Origin of the sequence: Pseudonocardia sp. UM4_GMWB1 (assembly GCF_017312155.1) — a bacterium.
GTDB lineage: Bacteria > Actinomycetota > Actinomycetes > Mycobacteriales > Pseudonocardiaceae > Pseudonocardia > Pseudonocardia alni.
The window spans coordinates 1,767,176-1,792,500 of the sequence record NZ_QJPN01000001.1; the positions used below are offsets into that span (position 1 = coordinate 1,767,176).

24 protein-coding genes are annotated in these 25,325 nt (G+C 73.0%); 14 read left to right on the forward strand and 10 right to left on the reverse strand.

Translation table 11 applies throughout. The features are described from left to right. Positions 1-95: 95 nt before the first annotated feature. Positions 96-701: an HNH endonuclease gene (locus DMP15_RS08580; RefSeq protein ID WP_161152095.1), complete on the forward strand. Its 606-nt coding sequence runs from the start codon at positions 96-98 to the stop codon at positions 699-701. 93 nt (positions 702-794) lie between these two features. On the opposite strand, the gene DMP15_RS08585 is transcribed toward DMP15_RS08580, so the two are convergent. After that, positions 795-1,088: a hypothetical protein gene (locus DMP15_RS08585; RefSeq protein ID WP_073578416.1), complete on the reverse strand. Its 294-nt coding sequence runs from the start codon at positions 1,086-1,088 to the stop codon at positions 795-797. Positions 1,089-1,357: 269 nt separating this feature from the next. Here DMP15_RS08585 and DMP15_RS08590 point away from each other — a divergent pair, with 269 nt between their 5' ends. The 3 genes from DMP15_RS08590 to DMP15_RS08600 all read left to right on the forward strand — a co-directional run bounded on the left by DMP15_RS08590 (position 1,358) and on the right by DMP15_RS08600 (position 3,169). Beyond that, positions 1,358-2,425, forward strand: coding sequence for an LCP family protein (locus DMP15_RS08590; protein ID WP_161152096.1), 1,068 nt, complete (start codon positions 1,358-1,360; stop codon positions 2,423-2,425). A gap of 82 nt (positions 2,426-2,507) precedes the next feature. Then, positions 2,508-2,918, forward strand: a complete 411-nt coding sequence (locus DMP15_RS08595; protein WP_161152097.1) for a hypothetical protein — start codon at positions 2,508-2,510, stop codon at positions 2,916-2,918. Between the two features lie 65 nt (positions 2,919-2,983). Then, complete coding sequence (locus DMP15_RS08600; RefSeq protein ID WP_218913579.1) at positions 2,984-3,169, forward strand: helix-turn-helix domain-containing protein; 186 nt, start codon at positions 2,984-2,986, stop codon at positions 3,167-3,169. Positions 3,170-3,176: 7 nt separating this feature from the next. On the opposite strand, the gene DMP15_RS08605 is transcribed toward DMP15_RS08600, so the two are convergent. From DMP15_RS08605 to DMP15_RS08620, 4 genes are all read right to left on the reverse strand, one after another. Beyond that, complete coding sequence (locus DMP15_RS08605; RefSeq protein ID WP_161152098.1) at positions 3,177-3,974, reverse strand: glucose-1-phosphate cytidylyltransferase; 798 nt, start codon at positions 3,972-3,974, stop codon at positions 3,177-3,179. Positions 3,975-4,213: 239 nt separating this feature from the next. Then, positions 4,214-5,104, reverse strand: a complete 891-nt coding sequence (locus tag DMP15_RS08610) for a sucrase ferredoxin (protein ID WP_337825594.1) — start codon at positions 5,102-5,104, stop codon at positions 4,214-4,216. Continuing rightward, on the reverse strand, positions 5,101-6,399 hold the full coding sequence (locus DMP15_RS08615; RefSeq protein WP_304580228.1) for a cupin domain-containing protein: 1,299 nt from the start codon (positions 6,397-6,399) through the stop codon (positions 5,101-5,103). The genes DMP15_RS08610 and DMP15_RS08615 overlap by 4 nt, the downstream gene beginning before the upstream one ends. After that, the gene (locus DMP15_RS08620; RefSeq protein ID WP_073578411.1) at positions 6,389-6,694 is read right to left on the reverse strand and encodes a hypothetical protein; all 306 of its coding nucleotides are present in this window, start codon (positions 6,692-6,694) and stop codon (positions 6,389-6,391) included. The genes DMP15_RS08615 and DMP15_RS08620 overlap by 11 nt, the downstream gene beginning before the upstream one ends. A gap of 396 nt (positions 6,695-7,090) precedes the next feature. Between DMP15_RS08620 and DMP15_RS08625 the strand changes: the two genes are divergently transcribed. The 3 genes from DMP15_RS08625 to DMP15_RS08635 all read left to right on the forward strand — a co-directional run bounded on the left by DMP15_RS08625 (position 7,091) and on the right by DMP15_RS08635 (position 10,068). Further along, positions 7,091-7,603, forward strand: coding sequence for a hypothetical protein (locus DMP15_RS08625; protein WP_139283044.1), 513 nt, complete (start codon positions 7,091-7,093; stop codon positions 7,601-7,603). A gap of 74 nt (positions 7,604-7,677) precedes the next feature. Then, entirely contained in the window at positions 7,678-8,985 is a 1,308-nt protein-coding gene (locus DMP15_RS08630; RefSeq protein ID WP_073578409.1) for an HNH endonuclease signature motif containing protein, read from the forward strand. 450 nt (positions 8,986-9,435) lie between these two features. Next, a complete protein-coding gene (locus DMP15_RS08635; RefSeq protein WP_073578408.1) occupies positions 9,436-10,068 on the forward strand; it encodes an arsenate reductase/protein-tyrosine-phosphatase family protein in 633 nt (210 codons plus the stop codon). A gap of 144 nt (positions 10,069-10,212) precedes the next feature. Here the strand turns inward: DMP15_RS08635 and istB are convergent, their stop codons facing one another. Both istB and istA read right to left on the reverse strand, forming a co-directional pair. Then, entirely contained in the window at positions 10,213-11,049 is an 837-nt protein-coding gene (gene istB / locus DMP15_RS08640) for an IS21-like element helper ATPase IstB (RefSeq protein WP_245350810.1), read from the reverse strand. Then, positions 11,050-12,321 carry an IS21 family transposase gene (gene istA, locus DMP15_RS08645; RefSeq protein ID WP_210026967.1) on the reverse strand — a complete coding sequence of 424 codons (1,272 nt, stop codon included), beginning with the start codon at positions 12,319-12,321 and terminating at the stop codon, positions 11,050-11,052. 131 nt (positions 12,322-12,452) lie between these two features. Between istA and DMP15_RS08650 the strand changes: the two genes are divergently transcribed. From DMP15_RS08650 to DMP15_RS08670, 5 genes are read left to right on the forward strand one after another with little or no spacing between them, the layout of a single operon-like run. After that, positions 12,453-14,531: a glycosyltransferase family 4 protein gene (locus DMP15_RS08650; protein WP_073578407.1), complete on the forward strand. Its 2,079-nt coding sequence runs from the start codon at positions 12,453-12,455 to the stop codon at positions 14,529-14,531. Then, positions 14,524-15,783 carry an O-antigen ligase family protein gene (locus DMP15_RS08655; protein ID WP_139283043.1) on the forward strand — a complete coding sequence of 420 codons (1,260 nt, stop codon included), beginning with the start codon at positions 14,524-14,526 and terminating at the stop codon, positions 15,781-15,783. Before DMP15_RS08650 ends, DMP15_RS08655 begins: the two co-directional genes overlap by 8 nt. After that, complete coding sequence (locus DMP15_RS08660; RefSeq protein WP_073578405.1) at positions 15,780-17,057, forward strand: hypothetical protein; 1,278 nt, start codon at positions 15,780-15,782, stop codon at positions 17,055-17,057. Before DMP15_RS08655 ends, DMP15_RS08660 begins: the two co-directional genes overlap by 4 nt. Continuing rightward, positions 17,054-18,466 (forward strand): hypothetical protein, encoded by a 1,413-nt coding sequence (locus DMP15_RS08665; RefSeq protein WP_073578404.1) that lies wholly within the window; start codon positions 17,054-17,056, stop codon positions 18,464-18,466. The genes DMP15_RS08660 and DMP15_RS08665 overlap by 4 nt, the downstream gene beginning before the upstream one ends. Then, entirely contained in the window at positions 18,463-20,040 is a 1,578-nt protein-coding gene (locus DMP15_RS08670) for a DUF4091 domain-containing protein (RefSeq protein ID WP_073578403.1), read from the forward strand. The genes DMP15_RS08665 and DMP15_RS08670 overlap by 4 nt, the downstream gene beginning before the upstream one ends. Positions 20,041-20,064: 24 nt before the next feature. Here DMP15_RS08670 and DMP15_RS08675 read toward each other — a convergent pair whose 3' ends face one another. Genes DMP15_RS08675 through DMP15_RS08685 form a run of 3 tightly spaced genes read right to left on the reverse strand, consistent with a single transcriptional unit; the run spans position 20,065 to position 22,987 of the window. After that, positions 20,065-21,081: an NAD-dependent epimerase/dehydratase family protein gene (locus DMP15_RS08675; protein WP_073578402.1), complete on the reverse strand. Its 1,017-nt coding sequence runs from the start codon at positions 21,079-21,081 to the stop codon at positions 20,065-20,067. Further along, positions 21,078-22,280, reverse strand: coding sequence for a DegT/DnrJ/EryC1/StrS family aminotransferase (locus tag DMP15_RS08680; protein ID WP_083659154.1), 1,203 nt, complete (start codon positions 22,278-22,280; stop codon positions 21,078-21,080). The genes DMP15_RS08675 and DMP15_RS08680 overlap by 4 nt, the downstream gene beginning before the upstream one ends. Continuing rightward, the gene (locus tag DMP15_RS08685) at positions 22,277-22,987 is read right to left on the reverse strand and encodes a sugar phosphate nucleotidyltransferase (protein ID WP_337825595.1); all 711 of its coding nucleotides are present in this window, start codon (positions 22,985-22,987) and stop codon (positions 22,277-22,279) included. Before DMP15_RS08685 ends, DMP15_RS08680 begins: the two co-directional genes overlap by 4 nt. Before the next feature lie 193 nt (positions 22,988-23,180). Between DMP15_RS08685 and DMP15_RS08690 the strand changes: the two genes are divergently transcribed. Further along, a complete protein-coding gene (locus DMP15_RS08690) occupies positions 23,181-24,620 on the forward strand; it encodes a sugar transferase (RefSeq protein WP_337825596.1) in 1,440 nt (479 codons plus the stop codon). Positions 24,621-24,690: 70 nt separating this feature from the next. After that, the gene (locus tag DMP15_RS08695) at positions 24,691-25,272 is read left to right on the forward strand and encodes a DUF4232 domain-containing protein (RefSeq protein ID WP_337825597.1); all 582 of its coding nucleotides are present in this window, start codon (positions 24,691-24,693) and stop codon (positions 25,270-25,272) included. Positions 25,273-25,325: the final 53 nt, after the last annotated feature.

A 25,325-nucleotide genomic window follows, 5' to 3' on the forward strand; every position in this document is an offset into this window, starting at 1 on the left:
AACCCGGGTTCCGTATGGTCGACTACATCCGGACCTCGAGCGTTCGCGGAGGTGGTCGCGTGCCGTACCGACAACCCGTCCCCCATGGTGCCGAGATGATCGTCCCTGGCGAACTGAGAGCGGTCGACCCGCTCCCCGACGATCCCGTCCCGGCACCGGGGGCCGAGCTGCCGACCACGGCTCGGATCCCATCGGGGTCCCGGGTCCTGCTCCTCAACGCCAGCTTCGAACCGCTGGCCGTGGTCACGTCCAAGCGCGCCATCTGCCTGCTGCTCGCCGGTAAGGCCGAGTGTCTCCAGGAGGCGCTCGAGGGCGCGGAGTTCCGTTCCGAGAGTCTCGCTCTCCCGGCACCGTCCGTCCTGCGGCTCTCCCGCTACGTCCGGGTGCCCTACCGCCGATCGGTGCCCATGACCCGGGCCGGTGTGCTCCGTCGTGACGCCCGACGCTGCGCGTACTGCAGCAGACGCGCCGACACCATCGACCACGTGATCCCCCGCAGCCGCGGAGGGGCGCACAGCTGGGAGAACTGCGTCGCGGCATGCAAGGCCTGCAACTCGAAGAAGGCGGACCGTCTCATCGAGGAACTGGGCTGGACCCTGCGGACGGCGCCGGCACCGCCCGCGAGGAACGGGGCGGGGGTGCTCGTCCTGGCGGTGGAACCACTGCCCGCCTGGGAGCCCTGGCTGGCCGCCGCGGCCTGACGACGGACACGCGAACGCCCCCGCCTCACGGGAGGAGGCGGGGGCGTTCGTGGAACGTCTCCCGGCGGACCGTCCGGGGACGGAGCGCAGGGGTCAGCTGCGCCGCAGCAGGGCCGAGGTGAGACGGGCGGCGCGACCGGCCGAGCGGCCGGCGGCGGTGCGGGCGTGGAAGACGCGGCAGGCGGTGCCGCAGACCCCGCAGTCGGTGCCGGCGCGGTAGTGGTCGTGGGCGTCGCGCTCATGCCCGCAGCGGCACAGGTCGACCGCGACCGGGGTGGCCGCGACGGGCGGCAGCGCGCCGTTCTCCGCGGCGCCGCGCGGCGCCGGGATGGCGACCGGAGCGGTGCCGGTGCCGACGGTGGCGGGGGTCTCGGGCGTGACGCTCATGGGTCCTCCTCGGTCCGCGACGGCCGTGCGGCCGTTCTGCCCCGTGAGTTCACCTGGTCCGTCCGGACCATTAGCGAGAGGGCCGTCGGTTCCCCACATCTGATGACACAGCACCCCTCTGTGACTGCGCTGTGTGCGCGCCGAGCCGCTGACCTGCGACGACCGGTGACGTTGCGCGGCACCGGGAGTGGGACCGTGCGGTGGCACGTAACGGCGGACGCCCGGTGGCGACGAACCGGACGACCGTCCACGGAGATCCAGGAGACCCGATGCGCATCGCCGTCCCCCCGCCCCGGCACGACGCCGTCGCGCCCGGCCTGCGCGACGGACGGCTCCGGCGTCGCGGGCGGCGGGTGCTCGCCGTCCTTCTGGCGCTCGTCCTCGTGCTGCTCCTCGCGATCGGGGGTGTGGTCGCCTACCTGACCTCGAGTATCGGCGGTGGCATCGCTCGCATCCCGGACGCGTTCCGCGGGATCGACGCCGGCAGCCGTCCGGCGACGTTCGGCGGCACCACGTTCCTGCTCGTCGGCACCGACTCCCGCGCCGAGGCCCCCACCACCGGCATCGACGCCGCCCCGGGCGTCGACGCGGGCTCCCAGCGCTCCGACGTGATCATGCTCGGCACCCTCGCCCCCGACGGCGAGCACGCGAGCGTCGTGTCGATCCCGCGCGACTCCTGGGTCGACATCCCCGGCCGCGGCATGAACAAGATCAACGCCGCCTACGCGTTCGGTGGCGCCCCGCTGCTCATCCGGACCGTGGAGAAGCTGACCGGGGTGCGGGTGGACCACTTCGGCGTCGTCGACTTCGCCGGGTTCACCTCGCTCGTCGACTCCGTCGGCGGCATCGACGTGAAGGTGGCGCAGGCGACGAGCAATGCCGGTGTGGACTTCCGGGCGGGGGAGAACCACCTGGACGGCGCCCAGGCGCTGGCCTACGTGCGCCAGCGCTACGGCCTCCCGAACGGCGACATCGACCGCGCCGCCCGCCAGCAGAACGCCATCAAGGCACTGCTCGCGACGGTCCAGGAGAAGGCCACGACCGACCTGACCGCGCTCTACGCGTTCGCGACCAGCGTCGGCGACGCGGTGAGCGTGGACGACTCGCTGTCCAACACCGGGCTGGTGCAGCTGGCCCTGGAGAACCGCAACCTGCGCGGCTCGGGTGTGGCGTTCGTGACCGCGCCGGTGGCCGGGCTGGGGCGCGAGGGGGAGCAGTCGGTCGTCTACCTCGACGAGCGGCGCAGCGCGCAGCTGTGGGGGGCGGTGCGCAACGGGTCGGTGGCGCAGTACGCGGACCTGAATCCGACGGAGGCGCTGAGCGCGACGCCGTCCTGAGTATATCGTTCTTCGGTGTACTGTTCTTCGACGTATCGAAGAACGATGCATCCGGGGGGATGTCATGACAGTGGATTCGTGGATGCTGAGCGCCGTCCGGCTGGTCGCGAGGCTCTACTTCGTGCTGCTGGCGGTCGCGCCGGCGTTCCTGGCCGCGGCCGCGGTCGGGAAGATCGGGCAGGCGCTGGCCGGGGAGCCGACGTCGTACGTGTTCGAGCTGGGATACGACCGCCCGCCGCTGGCGGACTCCGCACGGATGATCGAGGGATCGCCCCTGGTGATGGGACAGGACTCGCCGCGCCTCGGCTCGGTGCTCGCCGAGCTGCCGCAGCTCCTGCCCGCCCTCTGCGGGGCGGTGGTCATCGGCCTCGCGCTGCGGGCGCTGGACCTGGCGCGGGAGCGGGGCCTGTTCTGCGACGGTCTGCCGCGCCGGGTGGGTCTGCTGGGCTGGGCGCTGGTCGGGCAGCCGGTGTGGGCCCTGGTCGAGGTGTAGCGGTGCCCGCGGAACCGGAGTCGGCGATCGAGATCCATCTCGACACGCTGCTGGCCGAGCGGGGGATGACGCTCACCGAGCTCGCCCGCCGGGTCGGGGTCACGCACGCGAACCTGTCGGTGCTCAAGAACGGCCGGGCCCGCGCGATCCGGTTCTCGACGCTGTCGGCGATCTGCGAGGCGCTGGGCTGCCAGCCGGGGGACCTGATGAGCCACCGGGCCGGGGAGTCGTCGCTCCCCGATCCCCGGTGACGGCCGGTCAGGCCCAGATCTTCCAGGGCGCCTGGTCGCGCGCCCACAGGCTGTTGAGGTACTCGAAGTCCTTGAAGGTGTCCATCGCCGACCAGAAGTCCTCGTGGCGGTGCACGTTGAGCTGCCCGTCGCGGGCCAGGCGCTGCAGCGGCTCGTGCTCGAGCCACACGCCGTCGTCGTCGGGCTCGCCGAGGTAGGAGTCGAGGAACTCGCGGCGAAAGGCGAAGTACCCGCCGGAGACGAAGCCGGTCACCTGGGTGGGCTTCTCGTTGAACTCCACGACCCGCTCGCCCTCGACGTTCATCTCGCCGAACTTCGACGTCGGGTGCACCCCGGTGACGGTGCCGATCTTCCCGGACTGCTCGTGCTCCTTGGCCAGGGCGGTGATGTCGACGGTGCCGACGCCGTCGCCGTAGGTGAGGAAGAAGTTCTCGGTGTCGACGTACTGGGCGATCTTCCGGACGCGCGAGCCGGTGGCGGCCTCCAGGCCCGTCTCGGCGAAGGTGATCTCCCAGTCCTCGTCGACGCCGTTGTGGAAGTCGATCCGGTGCCGGTCGGACATGGACAGGGTGAAGTCCGCGGAGCGGGCCCGGTAGTCGAGGAAGTACTCCTTGATCGCCCAGCTCTTGTACCCCAGGCACAGGACGAAGCGCCGGAAGCCGTGCTCCCGGTAGGTCTTCATGATGTGCCAGACGATCGGCCGGTCACCGATCTCGACCATCGCCTTGGGCAGGCTCTCCGATGCCTCGCGGATGCGGGTGCCCTTGCCTCCGCAGAGGATGACGACGGGGGTCTGGGGGTCCATGGGGGCCTTCCGTTCCTTCGTGGGGAGCGTGGTGGGGCGACGGCGTCGTAGTGGTGCAACCGAACACCACTACCGCACTGTTATCGCCGTCGGGCTGTCTCCCGCCTCACATCGGGCGAAACCGGACAGCGCGGGTCGCCCCGCCACGACCTGTCCGCAGGTCATCCAGGGCTCCGGTGCGGACGGGATTGATCGGCCGGTCGTTTCCGTTTCGGAAACGACGGCCGCCCCGCCGGAGGTCAGGTGCGGGTGTCGACGAGGTCGAAGACCCGGATCCGGCCCGCCGGGCGGGCCGCACACGTCAGCGGCCGGTCCACCTCCACGAACCGTTCCCGCACCTCGATCACGCAGTCCGGGTGGTGGAACGTGACCCGCCAGGACGTGTGCCCGGGGGGCCGGCCGTCGGAGTCGACGTCCGCGACGCCCAGGTCGTCCACCCCGGTCGCGCCGGTGACGGCACGCGCGTGGTGCTGGGCGGCCTGCACGGCGGGCGGCAGCGCGGAGCGCCCCCGCAGCAGACCGGGGACGACGAGCCCGCGGCCGTACTCCCGCACGACGGCGGGCCCGTCGGCCGGGGTCACGCCGCCGTAGGTCAGGCCGTGGGGGAGCAGCACCAGGGCGGGGGCGAACCGGCAGCCGCCGATGTGGCTGCACTCCCAGGTGCCCTCGGGGTCGTCGGCGACGAGTGCGGCGGCGAGCGGCCGACCGCGGACGGCGCAGCAGGCGTCGTGCCGGCCGTGCGCGCAGACCAGCACCAGCGGGTCGGGGTGCGGGTCGCCGTCGGAGTGGACGGCGGCGGCCAGCTCGGCGGGGGAGGACCAGATGCCGGTGCGGACGTCCTCGTGCCCGGGCCGGGCGTCGACGCGGAACCAGCGCCGCCCCGGTGCGACGGCGTCGCGGTCCCGGCGCCCGGGCCGGCGCACGAGCACGACCCGCGCGCCCTCCTCCCCGGCCCAGGCCCCGAGCGCCGACGCGGCGGCGGGATCGAGCCCGGCCAGGGCCTGACGCGGCCACGGCCCGGGGTGCTCGACGAGGAACCAGTGCCGCGCGGGCGGCGCGGTGCCCTCCGCCGGGTCACCGGCCGTCCCGGCGAGTTCCGCGCAGTGCTGGTACTCCCGGGCCGCGGTCACGCCGTGGCCGGGACGAGCACGCCCTCGCGCAGCAGCCGCCGGACGAGGACGACCTGGTCGTCGGCGTCCAGCCCGGGCAGGTCCCCGACGGTGTGGGTGCCGCCGCCGAGCAGGGCCGCCAGCGCGGGTGCGACGACGGCGGGCAGGGTCAGCGTCTTCTCCGCCAGTTCCAGCACGACCCGATCATCGCCCGGGACGAGGCGGTGGTGCACCCCGAGGCGCCGGCGCACGGTGTCCCCGGGCGCGAGATCGCGGGCGAACGCGGCGGCGGCGACCGGCCGGACCGGCTCCGGGCGCCCGCCGGACCACATCCGGCCCCGGACCCGGCGCGACACGTCCTCGGCGGGGACGGCGGCGAGGGCACCGGTCAGCGCGGCGCGCACCGCGTCCAGGTGCGGGGCGAGCTGTTCCGGGTCGGCCAGGTCGACCCCCAGCGGCAGGCTCGCGCGCAGCCGCTCGTCGGAGGCGACCAGCGCCAGCAGCGACTCGACCAGCGCGTACCGGGTCACCACGTGGACGCCGACGGTCAGGTGCGCCGAGACGTCGCCGAGCGCGGTGGCGGAGTGCAGCCAGCCGCGGGGGAGGTAGAGCACGTCACCGGGTTCGAGGACCCGGTCGATCACGGGCTCGTCGTCGCGGGCGCGGGCGGCGACGGCGTCGCCGTGGTCGCTCCAGGGCTGGCTGCGCAGCGGGTCGGTGTGGACCGGTGCGTGGACGCGCCAGTGCTTCTGCCCGGCCAGCTGCAGCACGAACACGTCGTGCACGTCGTAGTGGGCGGAGAAGCCCTGGGACTGGGGCGGGGTGATGTAGGCGTTCGCCTGCACCGGGTGGCCGAGGTCCTCGGCGAGCGCGGTGCAGAAGTCGATGACGCCGGGCCAGACGCGGTGCAGCGCCTGCAGGACGACGGTGCTGCCGTCGCCGAACAGCGCGGCGACCTTGTCGTCGCGGACCTGGTCGCCGACCTCGGCGCCCACCCCGCCCGGGCCGGTGAAGTCACCCGAGCCGACGACGGACCCGTTGCGGGCCAGCCGCAGGAACGGGGTGCGCAGCCCGCGACGGGACAGCAGCTCGTCGACGCCGTCGAGGTCGAGCAGGTCGCGGAACGCGCCGGTGTCCGCGCCGGTGCGCAGCAGCGCGGTGGTGCCCCAGTTCCGGGCGCCGAACGTGTCGGTGTCCGAGCCGACCAGCCGCGCGAGGGCGCCGTTCCCGGACGCCGCACGTGCGCCGGCCGGTACCGGGGCGCCCGCGGGGGGCGATCCGGCACCGGCCGTCGGCTCGCTCAGCTCAGTTCGCACCGCTGTCGGCGCCACCGTCGGCGCCGCCGTCGTGCTGGCCCGGGGTGCCGTCGCCGGCACCGGAGTCCGCGGGGCCCTCGGCGCCGGAGTCCGCGCCGCCGTCGGCGCCGCCGTCGTGCTGGCCGGGGGTGCCCTGGCCGGCACCGGAGTCGGCCGGGCCCTCGGCGCCGGAGTCCGCGCCGCCGTCGGCGCCGCCGTCGTGCTGGCCGGGGGTGCCCTGGCCGGCGCCGGAGTCGGCGGGGCCCTCGGCGCCGGAGCCGCTCGAGGTGGTGATGTCGTCGTCGTTCAGAGCCATGGTGGTCTCCTGGTGTCGTCGGGACTGTCGCGAGCGGCTACCCCGGGCCGGGCCCGGCCATGCACGTTCCCCTCCGGAACGACGACGGCGGGGGCGGTCACCGGGTGGGTGTCCGCCCCGCCGTCGCGGAGGACCGGGACCGGGGTCAGTAGGCGCCCCCGCCGCGGGTGACCGCACCGGCGGTGCAGGCGAGGATCGACAGGTCGAGCATGGGGGACCAGCGCTCGAGGATGCAGCCGACGCGGGTCTGGCGGAAGAACACCCCTGACCGCGGGCCCGCCGTCTCGTCACATCTGATGAACCGCCGAACGGCCGATAACGGGCTGGTCCGTGCGGAGCGATCCAGCGGAGGAGAGGGCCGCGTCGACGGCCCGCCGGACCAGGGGAGACCGCACGATGACGTCGCACCGCCGCCCACGCCGTTCCGTGTCCCGCGCCCTGCTGGCCGGGCTGGTGCCGGCGACGACGGCGGCCGCGCTCTGCGTCGCGTCCGTCGCCTCCGCCGATCCGGTCGTCGCGATCGTGGCCCCGGCTCCCACGGGTCCCGGTGTGGTGGCGCGGGAGTTCCCGGCGCCGCTCGTGCCGGGGATCGTGCCGGCCGCGCCGCTCTCGTCGTTCGTCGAGGAGGAGCCGGAGCCGGTGCTCTACACCTGCGAGCCGACGGCGGACCCGGAGTTCGAGGACCCGGCCCACCCGCACTACATCACCAACAAGAACTGCCCCGACCTGATCGCGGCCAAGGAACAGGCGCAGCGGGAGTACCTGGAGCAGCTGCAGGCCGAGGAGCACGAGGTGAGCGGGGACGGGCTGGAGTCCGCCTGCTCGGACCCCGCCGGCAGCTACTACGGCACGGCGGCGTGCGGATCCGACCTCGACGGCGACGGTGTCATGGACGGTTTCACCGGCTGACCGCTCGCCGCTGCCCGGCGTCCGCCCAGCTCAAAAAGCTATAATCGAACGTATGGTCGAGTAGGGTCGGATGCGTGGACGATGTCTGGCAGGCCGGTGACGAGGAGCTCCTCCTCGCAGTGGCCGACGTCCAGGAGCGGATCAACCGCGAGTCCGCCTCGCTCGTCGCCCTGGTCGCCGAGATCGCCACCCGCGGGGTGGCAGGGGACAGGGGATTCCGCGACACCGCGGACCTGCTGCGCACCGTGCAGAACGTGGCGCTGTCCACCGCCCGCGCCCGGGTCGATGCCGCTCGGAGGCTGTCCCCGCTGTTCCTCATCACCGGCGAGCAGGTGGACCCGGAGCTGCCCGAGCTGGCGGCGGCGTTCGCCGCGGGCGCGGTCGGCCCCGAGCACGTGCGGGTGATCCTGCGCGTGCTGGCGATGCTGCCGCCGCACCTGCACGAGCACCGTCCGGTGCTGGAGGCCGACCTGGTCCACCACGCCCGCACACTGGATCCCGACGCCGTCGAGAAGCTCGGCCGGCGGGCGATCGCCCTGCTGGACCCCGACGGGCCGCGCCCGCGTGAGGCGAAGCCGTCGCGCAACCGGTTCGTGCTCCGCCCGCAGGGCGCCGGGTACGAGGCGCGGGGCTGGTTCGACACCGAGTCCGCGGCGATGCTGCGCACTGCACTGTCCCCGCTGACCGCGCCCGTCCCGGCGGACGGACCCACCGGGGCGCGGGACGAGCGATCCACCGCCGAGCGCTCCGGCGACGGTCTGGTGGAGCTCGCGCGGCGGATGCTCGGGACGGGGGACCTGGGCGTGGAGAACGGGCAGCCCGTCACGCTGACCGTCACCGTCCCGCTCGACACCCTCACCACCGGCACGGGTGCCGGACTGCTCGGCTTCGGGGCCGGTGGGCTGTCCGCCGCCGTCGCCGCCGGGGACGCGCTGCGCCTGGCCTGTGACGCGCGGATCGTCCCGGTCGTGCTCGGCACGGCCGGGGAGCCGCTGTTCGTCGGACGGGAGGCCCGGCTCGCGACCCGCGGGCAACGCCGCGCCCTCGCCCAACGCGACGGCGGATGCGCCCACCCCGGATGCGAGGCGCCGCCACAGTGGTGCGTCGCGCACCACGTGCGGCACTGGGCCGACGGCGGCGCCACCGACCTGGACAACCTGGTCCTGCTCTGCGGGCACCACCACCGGTTGGTCCACCACGGGGACTGGAGCATCACGATGGACGTCGGGTTCCCGGTCTTCCACCCGCCGCCCTGGGCGCCGGGCGGGTCTCGGCGCAACCCGCTGCACCGGCCCGACCTGATTGGCTGCGGACGGGGCGACCCACCGGTGCCGCTGGACGCGGTCGTCGACGCGACCGCGGGCCGGGTGCTGGTCCCGTGACGCGCCATATCCGCGGGATGCGGGGCGGGCGCCCGGTCGGCGCGCGGGCCGCGGTGCCGCGTGCGGCTGGGGGTGCCGCCGAACCGGAGCCGGATCCGGCGGGCCAGACCGTGCGCCGGGCGCTCCGCAGCCCGGAGGAACACCTCCGCCACCGCGCTGGCCGTCCAGGTCGGGCACACGGGCGGGTGTGGTGATCCCCCCCGAAGATCTCGGCTCCGCCGGGCGACCGTCACCGGATCCGGCGCGGGCACGGGGGCGACCCGGGTCACACCGTCTCATCAACCCTGGGGATGTCCGCCGCCCGCGGCCGTTCGGCGGAAATGGACAGGGGCTTCCGTGCGACTGAACGGACGACGGACCGTCGGGGGAGGGCCCATGACATCGCTGGACGAGCGTGCCGAGGCACACGAAGTGGTGCCCGTGCCACTCCGCGCGTTCCACACTGCGTCCATGGCTCGCCGGCCGCAGGCCCCCACGCAGCCCGGACCGGACGACCGGTTCCGGGTCCTCGTGGTGTGCACCGGCAACATCTGCCGCTCTCCGGCCGCCGAGCTGCTGATGCGTAACCTGCTCGTCGGGCGGCTCGGTGGGCGGGAGGCCGCACGGGTGGAGATCTCCAGCGCAGGCGTCGCCGCGGTCGTGAACGGCCCGATGCACCCGCTGTCCCGTGCCCAGCTCGCCCCCTGGGGACTCGACACCCGCGCCGAGGATTTCCGGTCCCGCCAACTCGACGACCGCGTCGTCGCCGGGGTCGACCTGGTGCTCGGCGCCAACGTCCGGCACCGCTCCACCGTGCTCGAGCGCTACCCGCACCTGCTCGACCGCACCTTCGCGCTGCGCGAGTTCGCCCGGCTGACCGCGGCCGTCGACGACACCATGCTGCCGCCCGACCTGGTCAAGCGCGGTCGTGTGCTCGTCGAGGCCGCACAGGCGCGGCGCGGAACGATCCCCCCGGCCGACGACACCGTCCCCGACCCGATGGGCGGACCGGAACAGGCGCACCGCGAGGCGGTCCGCCTGATCTGGCAGGCCGTGCACGGGATCGTCGACGCGCTCGCCCCGCGGGTGGGTGTCCGTCGTTAGCGGAAGGTCGGTGAGGTTCGGGGGCTAACGCCCGATCCTCGGGTTGCGAGTGTCGTCACGACGTCGCAATCGCCCTGTCAACGGCGGGTTAGAAGTGACCCCCTGGCGACGGTTTGGGATTGACCCCTGTGTGCCCGGTTCGTGCTAGTTGTCGCGGTCTTTGGCGAGGAGTTCGCGGCGGGCGCGTGTGCGGTAGGAGTCGCCGGAGAGGGTGAGGACCTCGGCGTGGTGGACGAGGCGGTCGATCATCGCGGCGGCGACGATCTCGTCGCCGAAGACCTCGCCCCAGCGTCCGAAGGGCAGGTTGCTGGTGACCATGACCGAGCCCTGTTCGTAGCGAGAGGCGATGAGCTGGAAGAACAGGTTCGCCGCGTCGTGGTCGAAGGGGATGTAGCCGACCTCGTCGATGATGATCAGCTTGTAGCGGCGGATCTTGCGTAGCTCGGCCTCCAGCTGCCCGGCCTGGTGCGCGGCAGCGAGGCGGGTGATCCAGTTGCCGGCGGTGTTGAAGAGCACCGAGTGCCCGGACTGGGTGGCTTTGACCCCGATCCCGATCGCGAGGTGGGTCTTCCCGATCCCGGGCGGTCCGAGCAGGATCACGTTCTCGGCCTTGGCCACGAACGTGCCGGTCGCCAGATGGGCGAGCAGGTCTCGGCGCAGAGAGGGCAGATGGTCGAGGTTGAACTCCTCCAGCGTTTTCACGGCCGGGAAGTGGGCGGTGCGGATGCGCATGGTGGTGCCGGCGGACTCACGGTCGGCGACCTGGCGCTCCAGGACCGCGGTCAGGTACTCCTCGTGCGACCAGTTCAGGTCGCGGGCCTGGGCGGCGAGGTCGTCCCAGACGCGGGCGATCGTGGGCGTCTTCAACACGCGAGTCAGGTAGGCCAGCTTCGAGCCGAGCTCGGTGCTCACGCCACCGGTCTTCGTGGCTTCCGTGGCTGCTGTCGTGCTGGTCGTCGCGGTCGTCTTCGGGGTGGTCATCTACTGCCCTTCAGCGGTGGCGGTCGGGTCGGGTGCGGGGTCGAAGTTCACGCCGTAGAGCGCGTCGTAATCCGGCAGCGCGCGCAGGGCCACGACGTGCCCATCGGTGTGGGAGCGCGTGTCATGGCGGGCGCGGTCACGGGCGGCGGTGAACGCAGTGCGCAGGGCGCGGGCGGTGGCCCGGTGCTCGGGATCGGTCACCGTGGCGCCGCTGGCCCAGACCCGCTCGTGGGTGGCCGCGATCTGCCCGGCGCAGGTGACCGCGACCAGGGCGGGAGTGGCGATCCAGTCGACGAACCGGCCGATCGCGGCCGGGTTGACCGAGTAGTCGTTGCCGTCGACGCGCACGTAGTAGTCACGCGCCAGCCGAACCCGCCCGGTCAGCCCGACCTGCGGCGCCACCGGCGGCAGGGCGACCATCGCGGCCCGGTCGATCGGCCACCGCGTGGCGGGGGTGGTCCCAATCGAGCGCAGGTGCCGGGCGCCCGCCACCTCGGTCAACCAAGTCTCGATCTGGGCGTTGAAGTCGAACGGCGAGACGAAGCTGCGTCCGGGCAGAAAGGAGGTCTCGAAGTAGCCGTTGCGCCGCTCCACCAGTCCCTTCGACTCCGGGTCCCGTGCCGGGGTGAGCTTGATCCGCACCCCGAGCGTCCCGGCGAACGCAGCTGCCTCGACGCCGGGTCGCCCGGTGCCGCCGATCGCGGCCTCGCGGTCCCAGACCAGCGTGCGGGGACAGCGGCCCCACCCTGCGATGATCTCCCACATCCCGGCCAGGATGTCGCCGGCCTTGCGGGACGGGATCATCACAGCGTCCGTCACCCGGGAGAAGCCGCAGGTCATCGCCAACACCGGCAGGACCCGCGCCCCGCTGGCACCGACCGGGATCGGGACCGGCGGGAACCACAGGTCGCACTGCGCGAGCTCACCGGGGGCGTACTCGATCCGGTCCGCCGGGTCGGGAGGGGCGAACAACGGCCGCAGCTCACGCACCCGGTCCTTGAGGATGGTCAACGAGTGTGTCCAGCCGATCCGCTCGGCGATCACCGTCGCCGGCATCCTCGGATACTCGGCCAGCAGGGCCCGGACCTGCGGCTCCACCTTGTCCACCAACGACCCGCGCGGTCCACGCTCCCGCGAGGGCGGCGCGTCGGCCCGCAACGCCGCCCGCACCGTATTTCGCGCCAGTCCCAGCCGGCGGACGATCTCCTTGATCGGCACGCCCTCGGCGCGGTGCAGACGACGGACCTCAGCCCACTCTTCCAACGTGATCACCCCTCCAGCCTCGATGGAGGGGTCAGTCCCAACCCGTCGCTAGAGGGTCAGTCTCAGCGCGTCGTCGACACGCCCGATTGCGGCGCCTGTGCCCACGCCCCGGGAGACCGGTGCGACGGAGGAGGCCGCAGGTGCGGATCTGCCAGCTGTCCAGCGTCGAGTCCGCCTTCGCCTTCCTGGTCCCGCTGTTCCACGCGCTGGACGCGGACGGCCACGAGGTGGTCGCGGCCAGCATCATGGACCGCGACGGCGACACCCTGCGGCACCACCTCGGCAGCTCCTACGCCCTGCACCGGATCCGGGTGAGCCGCCGCATCACGGGGCGGGCGTTCAGCACCGAGATCCTGGCGCTCGTCCGCTACCTGCGCCGGGAGCGGTTCGACGTCGTCCACCTGCACGGGCCGCTGGCCTCGATCCAGGGGCGCATCGCGGCCCGGATCGCCCGGGTCCCCTGCGTCGTCAACCACGTGCACGGCTTCTACTTCCACGACGGCATGGCGCGGCGGACGTGGCTGGTGCACACCACCGCGGAGCGCCTGCTGAACCGCTACTTCGCCGACTACGTCGTGACCGTCAACTCCGAGGATCTCGACTTCGCACGCCGGACCGGTTTCGCCCGGGACCCCGACCGGGTCGTCGGCACACCGGGCGTCGGGGTCGACACCGCCCGGTTCGCCCCCGACCCGGAGCGCCGGGCCGCCGTTCGTCGTGAGCTCGGTATCCCGGCCGACGAGTTCGTCGTCGTCTTCGTCGGCAGGCTGGTGACGGAGAAGGGCGTCCTGGAACTGCTGACCGCGTTCTCCGACCTGCTCGCCGATCGGCCGGCCTGGTTGCTGCTGGTCGGCGACGCCGCACCCAGCGAGCGCGACCAGTCGGTGCGCGCACGGCTCGAGCAGGAGCACCGGCGGGACCCGGCGGCGGCCGCGCGCACCCTGCGGCTCGGGCTCCGTACCGACGTGCCCGACCTCCTGACGGCCGCCGACCTCGCCGTCCAGCCGTCGTACCGGGAGGGGATGCCGGTCGCGGTGCTGGAGGCCATGTCGGCCGGCGTTCCACTGGTGGCGACCGACATCCGCGGGAGCCGCGAGGCCCTCGACGGGGGCCGCGCGGGAGTGCTCGTGCCCCCACGGGACGCACCGAAGCTCAGCGCCGCCGTCCGTGCGCTGGCCGCCGACGACCGGGAGCGGACCCGGCTCGCGGCGGCCGGTCGGGCGCGGGTCGAGGACCACTTCGCGATCCCGCACGCCCTCGCGCCGCTGATGTCGCTCTACCGTCGGATCGAGGCGTCGACCCCCCGGCACCGGTTCAGCCTGCGGGCCCGGCTGCGCCCTCTGGTACGACGCGTCGTGCCGACGGCGCTGCGGGGACCCGCGACCGGGACCCCGCGGTGGCGGCTCGCTGTCGAGCACACGGCGGACCCGTTGTCCCCGGTCGGCCCGGTGCGACGACCGGTGTTCTCCGACGACGAGCTCGCCCGCCTCGGCATCACGATGGTCGCCGACCCGTTCGCGATCCAGCGGGACGGCATCTGGCACCTGTTCTTCGAGCAGGTGCGCCACGGCCAGGGACGCGGCGAGATCGGGCTCGCCACCAGCGACGACCTCGTCGACTGGCGCTACCACGGTGTCGTGCTCAGGGAGGACTTCCACCTCTCCTACCCCCAGGTGCTCGCCGACGGCGACGAGATCCTGATGGTCCCGGAGAGCTGCGCGGACGGGAACGGGACGGTGCGGCTGTACCGGGCGGTGGACTTCCCCCACACCTGGGAGCTCGACCGTGTTCTGCTCCGGGGCCGTCCCTTCAAGGACAGCACCGTCCTTCGGCACGAGGGCCTGTACTACCTGTTCACCGAGATCAGCGAGCGCCACACGCACGACCGGCTCGACCTGTTCGTCGCGCCGTCGATCCGTGGGCCCTGGGAACCGCACCCCTCGAACCCCATCGTGCTGGACGACGCGTCGATCTCCCGACCGGCGGGCCGGGTCATCGAGGTGGGCGGACGCCTGGTCCGGCTGGCGCAGGCGTGCCACCGGTCCTACGGCGACGGGGTGTGGGGCCGGCCGATCCGCACGCTGACCTCCGAGGAGTACCGGGAGACGCCCGAGGAGGTCCGGCTGTACCCGTCGCGGGGGGTCGGCGGGACGGGCCATCACATCGACAGCCATCGGGTCCCCGGTGGCTGGGTGCGGTTCGTCGACACCCATGAGTGAACCCGGTCGGGCCGGTACCGGCGGCGAGGGAACGGCGCGCCGGGTGTGGACGCCCGAGCTGGTGCTGCTCGCCGCCTACCTGTTCACCATGCCGATCCAGGTCGAGGTCGGCGACTACCGGCAGATCGCGCCGGCCGACGCGTTCATCGCCTGTTACCTCGCGGTGCGGTCGACCCGGCTGCGGCACATGTCCGGGGCGTGGACGGTCTGGCACACGGCGCTGGTCCCGCTGCTCGGTCTCGGCTGCCTCGTCGCCGTCGTGCGGACCGGCGAGCTGACCTCCTACGCCCTGCTGCAGAAGTACGTCGGGCTGATCGCCCTGCTGGCGACGGGCGCCTGCTTCATCGACTACATGCGCGACGTCGAGCGGCTCCGCCGGATCCTGCGGCTGTTCGTCGGCGCGGTCCTCCTGCACGCCACGCTCGCGCTCGGCGCGCGGCTGCTGAACCTCGCCGGTGGCCCGGTCCTGCCCCTGATGAACGATCCCTGGCCGACCGACCGGATCTCCGGCCTCGTGCTCGATGCCAATGCTTTCGGAGGTCTCGTCGCACTCGCCCTGGTGCTGCACCACGTGACCGCCGGCACCCCCTCGGCGCTGCTGCCCGGGCGGTGGGCGGTCGCCGGCTACGCCGTGCTGCCGGCGACGCTCCTGCTGACCTTCTCCCGGTCGTCCTGGATCGGGCTGACCTGCGGCTTGGCGGCGCTGCTCCTCGTCCGACCGGCTCTCGGCGGCCGGACCCTCGTCCGCGGCGCGCTGCCGGTCGTCGTCCTCGTCCCGCTGGTGCTGCTGCAGGTCCCCGACGCCGCCGCGCTCGTGACACGGCCCAGCGAGATCTCCTCCCGTCTGGTGATCGGGTTCGAGGCGTTGCACGACTACGTGGAGAGCCCGGTGTTCGGGATCGGACTCGGCGTGTACGTCGCCGAGTACCGGATCGTCGTGCACAACACGGCGCTGTGGTTCCTGTCCGATCTCGGGTTGATCGGCCTGGCGGTGTTCCTGGCGCTGGTCGTGTCGGTGGCGGTACGACTGTTCTCCGCGCTGCCCGTCGCGTCCGGTGAGCTGCGGCCGATGGTGCTCGCACTGCTGTGCGGGCACGTCGTGATGGCCGGTGTGTCCCTCGGGATCGAGGCGTTCTACCAGCGGCACTGGTGGCTGGTCTTCGCCGCCGCGGGTGTGGCGACGGTGCTCGCCCTACGGTCGTCGGACGCCCGTGCCGCTCCGCGGTCCGCGACGGAGGTGCTCGTCCGGTGAACGGTCCGACCAACCTCCGCCAGGCCCACTGGGGGTTCCTGTCGCAGATCGTCAACACGGGGACGAACTTTCTGCTCACCCTGCTCGTCGCCCGGGTCACCGCGCCCGACGCGTTCGGTGCCTTCGCGGTGGTCATGGTCCTCTACACGATCGGGATCGGGGTCGTGCGTGCGACGTCCAACGACGTGCTCGCCGTGCGCCGCCGCCGCGACCGGGCGGACCCGGCGCGCGAGGAGAGCGAGGCACTCGCGCACACCGTCGCGTTCGGGATCCTGCTCGGACTCGCGGCCGCGGCCGTCGTCCTCGTCATCGGGCACGGGACCGGCCCGTTCCTGCTGATGGCGCTCGTGATGCCGATGCTCCTGCTCCAGGAGGGGCTACGGGGGATCGCGATGGTCCGGGCCGTCCCGAAGGAGGCCGCGCTCTCCGACGTCCTGTGGGCGGTGGCGCAGTTCGGCACGATCGGTGTCGCCGCCGTCCTGGACGGCAGGGTGTCCGAGATCGCCGCCGTGCTCGGATGGTGCGCCGGCGGCAGCCTCGGCGCCGTGACGGCTCTGGTCAGGCTGCACATCCGGCCCCGGTTCCGCGCCGCGCTGCGGTGGTTCGTGTTGCACCGCGCCCTCGCGGCTCCGTTGCTGGCCACCCACATGCTCACCGGGATCCCGGTCGACGCCTCGTTCCTGCTGATGCCGTTGGTCACGGATCTGTCCGAGGTCGGTGCGCTCCGGGCCGCGTTCCTGTTCTTCGGTCCGCTCGGCATCCTGATCCTCGGTACGCGGTCGATGCTTCTGCCCGACGCGACCCGGCTCGGCTCCCCCCGCGAGGTCCGCCGGCTCGTCGGCCGGGTCACGGCGGTGCAGGCGGTCCTCGCCGCGGCCTGGGGCGCCGGGGTCGTCCTGCTGCCCGACCGGGTCGGGCGGTGGCTGCTCGACACGAACTGGGACGGCACCCAGGGGCCGCGCACCTTCCTCGCCGTGATGCTGGTCGCCGAGGCGGTGCTGGTCGGGGCGATCGTCGTCGCCTCGGCACTCGGGCAGCTGCGCCGGGCACTGCTCGTCCAGGCGACGACGGTCCCGATCGTCCTCGTCCTGGTGCTCGTCGTGGCCTCCGGGCACGGGGCGACCGGCACCGCCGTCGTCCTCGCCGGCGGTTACGCGGTCAGCGCCGTGCTGGCCTGGCTGCTGTTCCTGGTCCGGAAGGACACGGATCAGAAGGACACGGACCGGCTGACCGGAGCCCCCACCGACCATCGCACAGAATCGGGGACCGCATGAACCAGACCGCATCGTCCGACGAGCTGGAGATCTCCTTCTGGCGCCGGGCCCTGCGCCGGCACCGGATGCTCGTCCTCATCGTGGTCGTGCTGTTCGTCGCCGTCACGGTCGCGGCCGTGCTGTTGCGCCCCGCGTCCCACTCGGCGACCACCGAGGTCTTCGTGTCCGGCGCCGACGTCGCTCCGGAGGTCCAGTTCGTCCGGAGCCGTTTCGTCTCCGAGGCCGCCGCGGCCGAGCTGGGCTCCCGGCCCGATGTCGACGTCGGGTCGGGCGACTCGACGTGGATCCTCACCGTCACCGCGTCGGCGGCGACTCCCGAGGAGGCCGCGAGGGTCGCGACGACCTACGCGACCACCTACGTGCGGTTGCGCGAGCAGGCCACCACGGACGCCCGCCGTGCGGGGGAGGCCGACCTCGAGCAGTCCATCGCCCGCGCCCGGGCCGAGCTGGACGCCCTGCCCCCGAACGCGCCACCGCAGGCCGGGGCACGGCTGGAGAACGAGATCACCGCGTTCCAGGACGCGCTGACCAGCACGACGTCGGCGACGATCCAGGCCGGGCCCCGGCCGGTCGTCCTGGACACCACGGTGGCGGACGGGCAGGCGAGCGGGACGGTGTGGCTCTACGCCGCGGCGGCCGCCGCGATCGGGTCCGTCGCGGGTGCCGGGCTGGCCGGGGCCGCCGGGGGGCTCGACCCGCACGTGCCGGGCCCTGCGTACGCCACCAGAGCCCTGCGGGTCCCGCTGTTCGGAACAGTCGCGCCGTCCGGCACCCGCGGTGGGTGGCGGTCGTCGCGGGCGCGGCGCCGGGCACGGATGCGCACCGCGCCGGGTGAGGTGATCGCGATGATCCGTGCCCTGGTGCTGCCCGCGGACCGCGACAAGCTCAGCGGCAGCGTGCTGGTCTGCGGCGCCGGCCGGGGCGACGGCGCCGAGACGGGCAGGATCGCGACCGAGCTCGCGACCGGCTTCGCCCGGGCCGGCGCGTCGACGGCGCTGGTCCGGGCCGATTTCACCGCCCCGGAGGCCGACCTCGGCGCTCCGGGCCTGTCCGCGGTCGTCGCCGGACGGGTGGCCCTGTCCGATGCGCTGACCGTCACCGACGACGCGCCGGGCCTGTCGGTCATCGCCGCGGGCGCCGCGCCCGACTCGACTGTCGACCTCCTCTCCGGCCGGGAGTTCGGCCGGATCGTGGAGGAGCTGGAGCGGACGGTCGACGTCGTCGTCGTCCACTGTGCCCCGCTCGGCGACGACCCGGGCGCCGCACTGGTCTCGCGGACGGCGGACGCCACGCTGCTCGTCGTGTCGGACCGGACCCGCCGTGACGAGCTGAGTCGCGTGGAGCAGACCCTGCACGCGACCGGCGGCCGCGTCGAGGGCATCGCCTACGTCGGCGAGCCGGGGGCATGACCGGACGGCACCGGGCACTCGCCACCGCGGTCGGCGTCATCGTCGTCGCGGCCGTCGTGCTGTTCGCCGGTCCGCTGAGACCGGGTCCCCCGGCCCCGTCCGGTCCTCCGACGGCGTGGGTGGAGGACGCACTCGTCCGGGTGTCGGCACACGACCCGCCCGGTCCCCGGACCACGGCGCAGATCACCGCGGCACGGGGTGAGACCGAGTCGTTCCAGATCGTCACGACCGGTGGTGGCCGGCCCTTGCGCGGCGTGGACCTGGAGGTGAGCAGACTCGGAGGGCCAGGCGGTGTCTTCCTCCCGGCGGGTGCGGTCTCGCTGTTCCGGGAACAGTTCGTGACGGTCCCGGCGACGCTGCCGGTCGCGGGCTCCGCCGGGCCGGGGGACTACGCCGACGGCCTGGTGCCCTTCACCGATCCTGCGACCGGTGCACCGCTGCACGGCGACATCCCCGCCCGCGGGGTATCCGTCGATCCGCACCGCGCCCAGCCGTACTGGGTGGACGTCGCGGTCCCCCGGGATGCGGTCCCCGGGGTGTACCGCGGCGGCTACACCCTGCGCACCGCCGGCGGCGACGTCAGCGGGCAGGTCGAGCTCACGGTCCTGGACCTGGTGCTGCCCGCCCGTCCGGCTCTGACCGGGGCCTTCCTGAACAGCGGCGGTCGACCCGCCGTCGACGCGGAGCTGCTCCGCAACGGCGCCATGCCCGGCAGCCCGGTGGGCGGACTGGACCCGGCGCTGCGCGCCTCGGGCCGGCTGAACGCGGTGAACACCGGCTTCTACAGCGGAGCCGACCGCGACACCTGCGCGATGCGGCCACCGCCCACACCGGGGGAGGTCGACGCCGCCGTGCGGGAGGCTCCCGCGGGCACGTCGCGCTACAACTACACCGCCGACGAGATCGCCGACTGCGATGACCACACGACCCTCTACCCGGCGCTGCGGGACTGGTCGCGAGCCCTGCACCGGGCCGGAGTGCGGCAGCTGGTGACGATGGCACCGGACCCGGTCCTCTTCGACGACGGCACCGGGGCACCGGTGGTCGACGTGTGGGCGTCGTTGCCGATGGACCACGACCCCGCGCTGGTGGACGCGGCGGTCGGGCGCGGGATGGAGGTCTGGTCCTACACCGCCCTCGCCCAGGACGACTACTCGCCGAAATGGCTCATCGGCGCTGACCCCGCCGGGCTGAGGGCGATGCCCGGATTCTTGAACCAGAGCCTCGGCTACACCGGGCTGCTCTACTGGCGGGTCGACGGATGGGGGACTGTCGACCCCTGGTCGACGGCGGTTCTCTACGACGACCGGTACGCCGGCGACGGGATGCTCGTCTACCCGGGCGACCGGGTCGGCCTCCCGGGTGGCGCCGCGCCGTCGCTGCGCCTCAAGTGGATCCGGGACGGCATCGACGACTACGCCTACGCCGAGCTGGCCCGTCGGGCGGCCGGTGACGCCGCGGTCGACCGGGTCGTGCGCACGGTGGCACCGGACTGGCGCGGCTGGAGCCGCGACCCGGCGGCGCTGGCCACGGCGCGCGCAGCGCTCGCGGAGCTTGCGGCGGGCGGCCGATGACACCGCCGCCTGCCGCGAGGCCGTTCAGCAGAGGTGCGCGACGACGTGGTTGCCGTACCGTGGGTCGCCGGGACGGACGTCGGTGAAGATCCCCGCCCGGACGGCGGAGACCAGGTCCCCCACGTAGTCCTGCACGCAGTGCCGGGACCGGTATCCCAGCACCGTGGCGATCTTGTCGAACGCGACCCGGTAGTTCCGCGGGTCGGTGTCGCCCTCGCGGTAGACGACCCGTGCCCCGTCGACGTGCTTGAGGGCCTCGTCGACGAGCATGCGCTTGGTGAACTGCTGGTCGGCGTCACCGACGTTGAACACCTCGCCGCGCACCAGCCCGGGGGGTGCGTCGAGCACCGTCAGGACCGCCGACGAGAGGTCCTGCACGTGGCAGTAGGGGCGCCAGGTGTCGGCGTCGTACACCACGAGCTCCTCGCCCGCGGCGAGGTCACGGGTGAACTGGGAGACCGTGAGATCGAACCGCGCCCGTGGCGAGAGGCCGTAGGCGGTGGCGACACGCAGGACGGTGCCGACGGTCGTCGTCCGCGACGCGCCGGCGAGCACGTGTTCCTCGACCGCGATCTTCGTCTCCGCGTAGAGCGACTGCGGGTTCAGCTCACTGGTCTCGTCCGCGAAGGACGACGGGTCGTGGATCCCGTAGTTGCTGCAGGTGGAGGTGAACACGAACCTCCGCACACCGAGTCCGGCCAGCATGTCGTGCAGCTGTACCGCCGCCTCGTGGTTCACCTGTTCGGCGAGCTCGGGGTAGCGCCTGCAGACCGGGTCCCCGACGAGCGCCGCGAGCAGCACGACATCGGTCGTGCCGGTCGCCGCCGCGGTCACCGACGCCCGGTTCCGGAGGTCGCCACGGGAGAAGCCGAAGCGAGGGTGGTCCAGCAGGTGATGCAGGGCGAAACCGTTGTCGTAGATCAGCTGGTCGAGCACGCGCACCCGAGCACCGGCGTCGAGGAGCCGTGCGCTCAGGACCGAGCCGACGTAGCCGGCGCCGCCCACGACGAGGACGGTGCGCTCGCTCAGATCCGGGGTCATCCCGCTGTCCTCTCCGTGATGGGCGCCGGAACCGTCGTGGTCGCGGTGTCGGGGGCCCCGGTCGTGGCCAGGGCGTCGGCGAGAGTCCTGACGACGCGGCCGACGTCGTCCGGGCCGAGCCGGGGATGGAGCGGAAGCGTCAGCTCCCGGTCGTGGAACTCCTCGGTACGGGCGAGCTCGACGTCGCCGAACCGCTCCCGGTAGTAGGTGAACCGATGGACGGGCGGGTAGTGCACGCTGGTCTGCACCCGGGCGGCCCGCATCTCCGTGGCCACGGCTGTCCGATCGGTGCCGACGGGCAACAGCACCGGCAGCAGGTGTGCGGCGGTGGGGTGCTCCGGCTGGAACGGGACCCGGCAGTGCGGCAGGACCTCGGCCAGGAGACTGCGGTAGCGCCCGCTCAGCATTCGTCGCCTGGCGTTCCACCCGAGGAGCCGGGGGAGTTGGACCAGCCCCAGCGCCGCACGCAGCTCGTCCATCCGGAAGTTGTAGCCGCGGTCGACCACGTCGTAGCCGACCCGCTGCCCCCGGTCTCGGTCCAGGGTGCTCGCGGTCATGGCGTGTGCGCGCAACAGGCGCGCCCGCTCCCGTGCGATCGGATCGGCGACGACCAGCATCCCCCCCTCCGCGGTGGTCATGTTCTTGTTGGAGAAGAAGCTGAACGCGGAAGCGTCGGCGACACCGGCGACGTGGCCCGGCAGCCCTGCGGCGTGCGCGGCGTCCTCGACCAGGGCCAGCCCGTGATCGTCGGCGAAGCGCCGCCAGGTCGCGCCGTCGACCGCGTACCCCGCGTAGGGCATGACGACCACGGCCGTCGTGCGCGGCGTGAGCCGTGCCCGCGCGTCCTCGACCGACAGGTGCGGCAGGTCCGGGGACTCGATGTCGACGAAGACCGGTGTGGCCCCGGCCTGCACCACGACGCTCGCCGTCGCCACGAACGTCAGCGACGGGACCAGCACCTCGTCACCGGGACCGACGCCGACCGCGTGCAGCGCGAGCTGGAGAGCCGACGTCGCGGAGTGGACGGCGATCGCGTCGGCGACACCGTGCAGCTCGGCGAAGGCCTGCTCGAAGCGGCGCACCCGGTCGCCCATGGTCAGCCAACCGTCGTCGATGACCTCGTGCAGCGCCTGCTTCTCGGCCTCGCCCAGCACCGGCGACCCGAGCTCGATCGTCGGGAGGTCGGCGAGGGGTGTCACGCGGGTGCTCGCATGGCCAGCTCGGCGTGCTCCTGGGCGCGGCGCAGGTCCTCGACCCTTCCGATGTCGATCCAGGAGCCGTGGTGCTCGTAGACGTTCACCGGGACACCCCGGGCCAGCATGGTCCGCATCAGCTCGTCGAAACCGAAGGGCCCCGACGGCGGGATGTGGTCGAAGATCGACGGCTCCATCAGGTAGATCCCGGTACTGACGGAGAACTGCTGGCTCGGCTTCTCCCTGAAGTCGGTCACCACGCCGCTGTGGTGCTCGAGCACCCCGTAGGCGATGTTCACGACCTGTCGTGTCACGACCACGGTCAGTGGTGCACCGTGTTCCCGGTGCTCGCTCAGGACCGAATCGAGATCCACATCGGCGAAGACGTCGGAGTTGGTGACGAAGAACGGGTCTCGGACGGTGTGCCGCAACGCATTCAGCGGCCCGATGGTCCCGAGCGGTTCCTCCTCGAATATGTATTCGATCTCCAGTCCCCATCGTTCCCCGTCGCCGCAGTAGCTGCGGATCAAGGGGCCGAAGGCGCTGACGGTGATCGACACCGTCTTCACTCCCGCCGCGGAGAACCGGGCGAGCAGATTGTCGATGACGCAACCTTCGCCCACCGGCATCAGTGCTTTGGGTAGAACGGTTGAATACGGAGCGAGACGGGTGCCGCGGCCGCCGGCCTGAACCACGGCGTGAAGATTCGGCATCTTTCCTCCTTGGGGCGCTCGGGGTGAACAATCACTCGAAAGTGTCTCGACGGTCGTTACGGGCCACGTGTGATTACCGAGAGCAGTGCAGGCGTTCCTTCTGGGGGAACCCAGACCTGGACGCTGTAACACGATCGTGTGAATATCGACCACTCACGCGTCGAGCAGATCGCAACGCCGCCGGTGAGGTGTCATGTCGAACGCACTCCTGAACCGATCGTTCGCCCACGTCCGTCCGGACCCGATCGGTCACCGTGGGTACATCGCGGCAGCGGTCGCCGGGGACGCATTCGGCTGGGTCGTGGCCCTCGTCGTGGCCGTCCTGCTCCGGTACGAGCTGGACCTGGCCGAGATCGACGTGTCGGGTCTGCTGTGGACGGCGGCGGCAGCCGCCGTCGCGCAGATGCTCGTCGGATGGCTCGGCCGCTCCTACACGAGCGGGAGGGCCGCCTCCGCGACCGACCCGGGCGGGCTCACCCTGTCGGTGTTCCTGGTCGGGCTGACGACGTTCGTCCTGGTGACCCTCCAGGACCCGCCTCCGGTGCCCCGCTCGACGCCGCTGCTCGCCATTCCCATCGCGGCGTTGTTGCTGGTTGGGGTCAGAGCGGGTCTGCGTGCCCGGATCGAGCGGCCCGATCCCACCGACCCGCGGCGCACCCGTCGTGCGGTCATGGTCGGGACCGGCGAGGACGCCGACCACCTGGTCCGCTCGATGCTGCGTGACCCGAGCTGGGGCATCCTGCCGGTCGCGACGGTCGGTTCGGACGGTGCGCGGCGTCGCATCGCCGGACTCGGGACCGCCCGGTCCGGGGAGCGGCCCGCCGCGCTCGCCGAACGGTTCGGCGCCGACCTGCTGGTCATCGCGACCTCGGACGGGGCCGCGGCGGGGACGGTGTCGGCGGAGGCGGCCGCGGCGGGCATCCCGACGCTCGTGGTGCCGCCGCTGGCGGAACTGGTCCGGTCACTGGCTCCGGCCGACCTGCCCGGCCCGACGCCGGCGGCTCCGTCGCGGGGCGGGACCCGTGGCCGGGCCCGGACCGCGGGCAAAAGGGCGTTGGACGTCGTGCTGTGCCTCGCGGGGTTGCCACTGGTGCTGCCGGTCCTGCTGACGGTAGGACTGGTCCTGCTGCTCAGCGGCGGGGAGGTGCTCTATCGGGCGCCGAGGGTCGGGCTGCACGGGCGCCGGTTCACGATGTTCAAATTCGCCACGATGCGTCCCGGGGACTCCGGCCCGCGGGTGACCCGGGAGGGCGACCCCCGGATCACCCCCATCGGCCGGGTGCTGAGGTCGACCAAGCTCAACGAGCTGCCCCAGATCGTCAACGTGCTGCGCGGTGACATGAGTGTCGTCGGCCCGCGTCCGGAGGACCCGCGCTACGCGCGTGCCTACACCCCGGAGCAGCGGGCGGTCTGGTCCGTCCGGCCCGGGATGACGAGCGTGGCCTACCTCGACTTCGGCGACGAGCAGGTCTACATCGAGCGGGCCCGACCGGACGACGTCGAGTCGTTCTACCTGGGCGAGCTGTTGCCGGCCAAACTCGAGATCGAGATCGGCTACGTCCGGAGCTGGACGGTCGGCAGTGACATGGTGATCATCGCGAGGACACTGGGCCGTCTCCTGGCGCGACGCTAGGTCCGACCCGACCGGGTGGTTCTCGCGCCTCGCGCGGCGTGATCGGGCAGACCGGGGAACGGTCTCCCCCATGAACCGTCACCGCACACCGTTCCTGATCGGACTGCTGTCGGTCGGACTGCTCGTCGCCGGGTGCGGCGGAGGTGCCGCCCCGTCCGAGGCCCCGGCCGCGCTGTCGACCGCGCCCACCACGGCCGCGCAGCAGCCGACGGGGGAGACGTCGTCGTCGGAGGCAGCCGAAGTCGCCCGCTGCACCAGCAGCACCGTGCAGGCGTCGGTCGGCACCACCCTCGGCGACAACCAGAAGGACACCACCATCGTCTGGCGCAACACCTCCGACGCGCCCTGCACCATGACCGGGTTCGGCGGCGTCGACCTGCGCGGCCCGGACGACCCGCAGTTCGGGCCGTCCTACTCGCTGCCCCGGGCGGGGGAGGAACCCACCGCGGTCGTCGTCAAGCCGGGCGGGACCGCGCACACCGTGATCACCTGGCTGCCCGGGGACAGTTGGACGCCGACCGACGTCGTCGTGACCGCGCCGGACGAGACGACGTCGACGACGCTGAAGTGGGACCAGGGCCCGGTCTCCCGTCAGGACGGCGCGACCCGCCCCGGCACCTACATCCACCCGGTGGCGCCCGGCTCCGTCTGACCCCGTCGCGGTCACCCCGTGCAGTGGGTGACACACACCCCGTCACGGCCGGA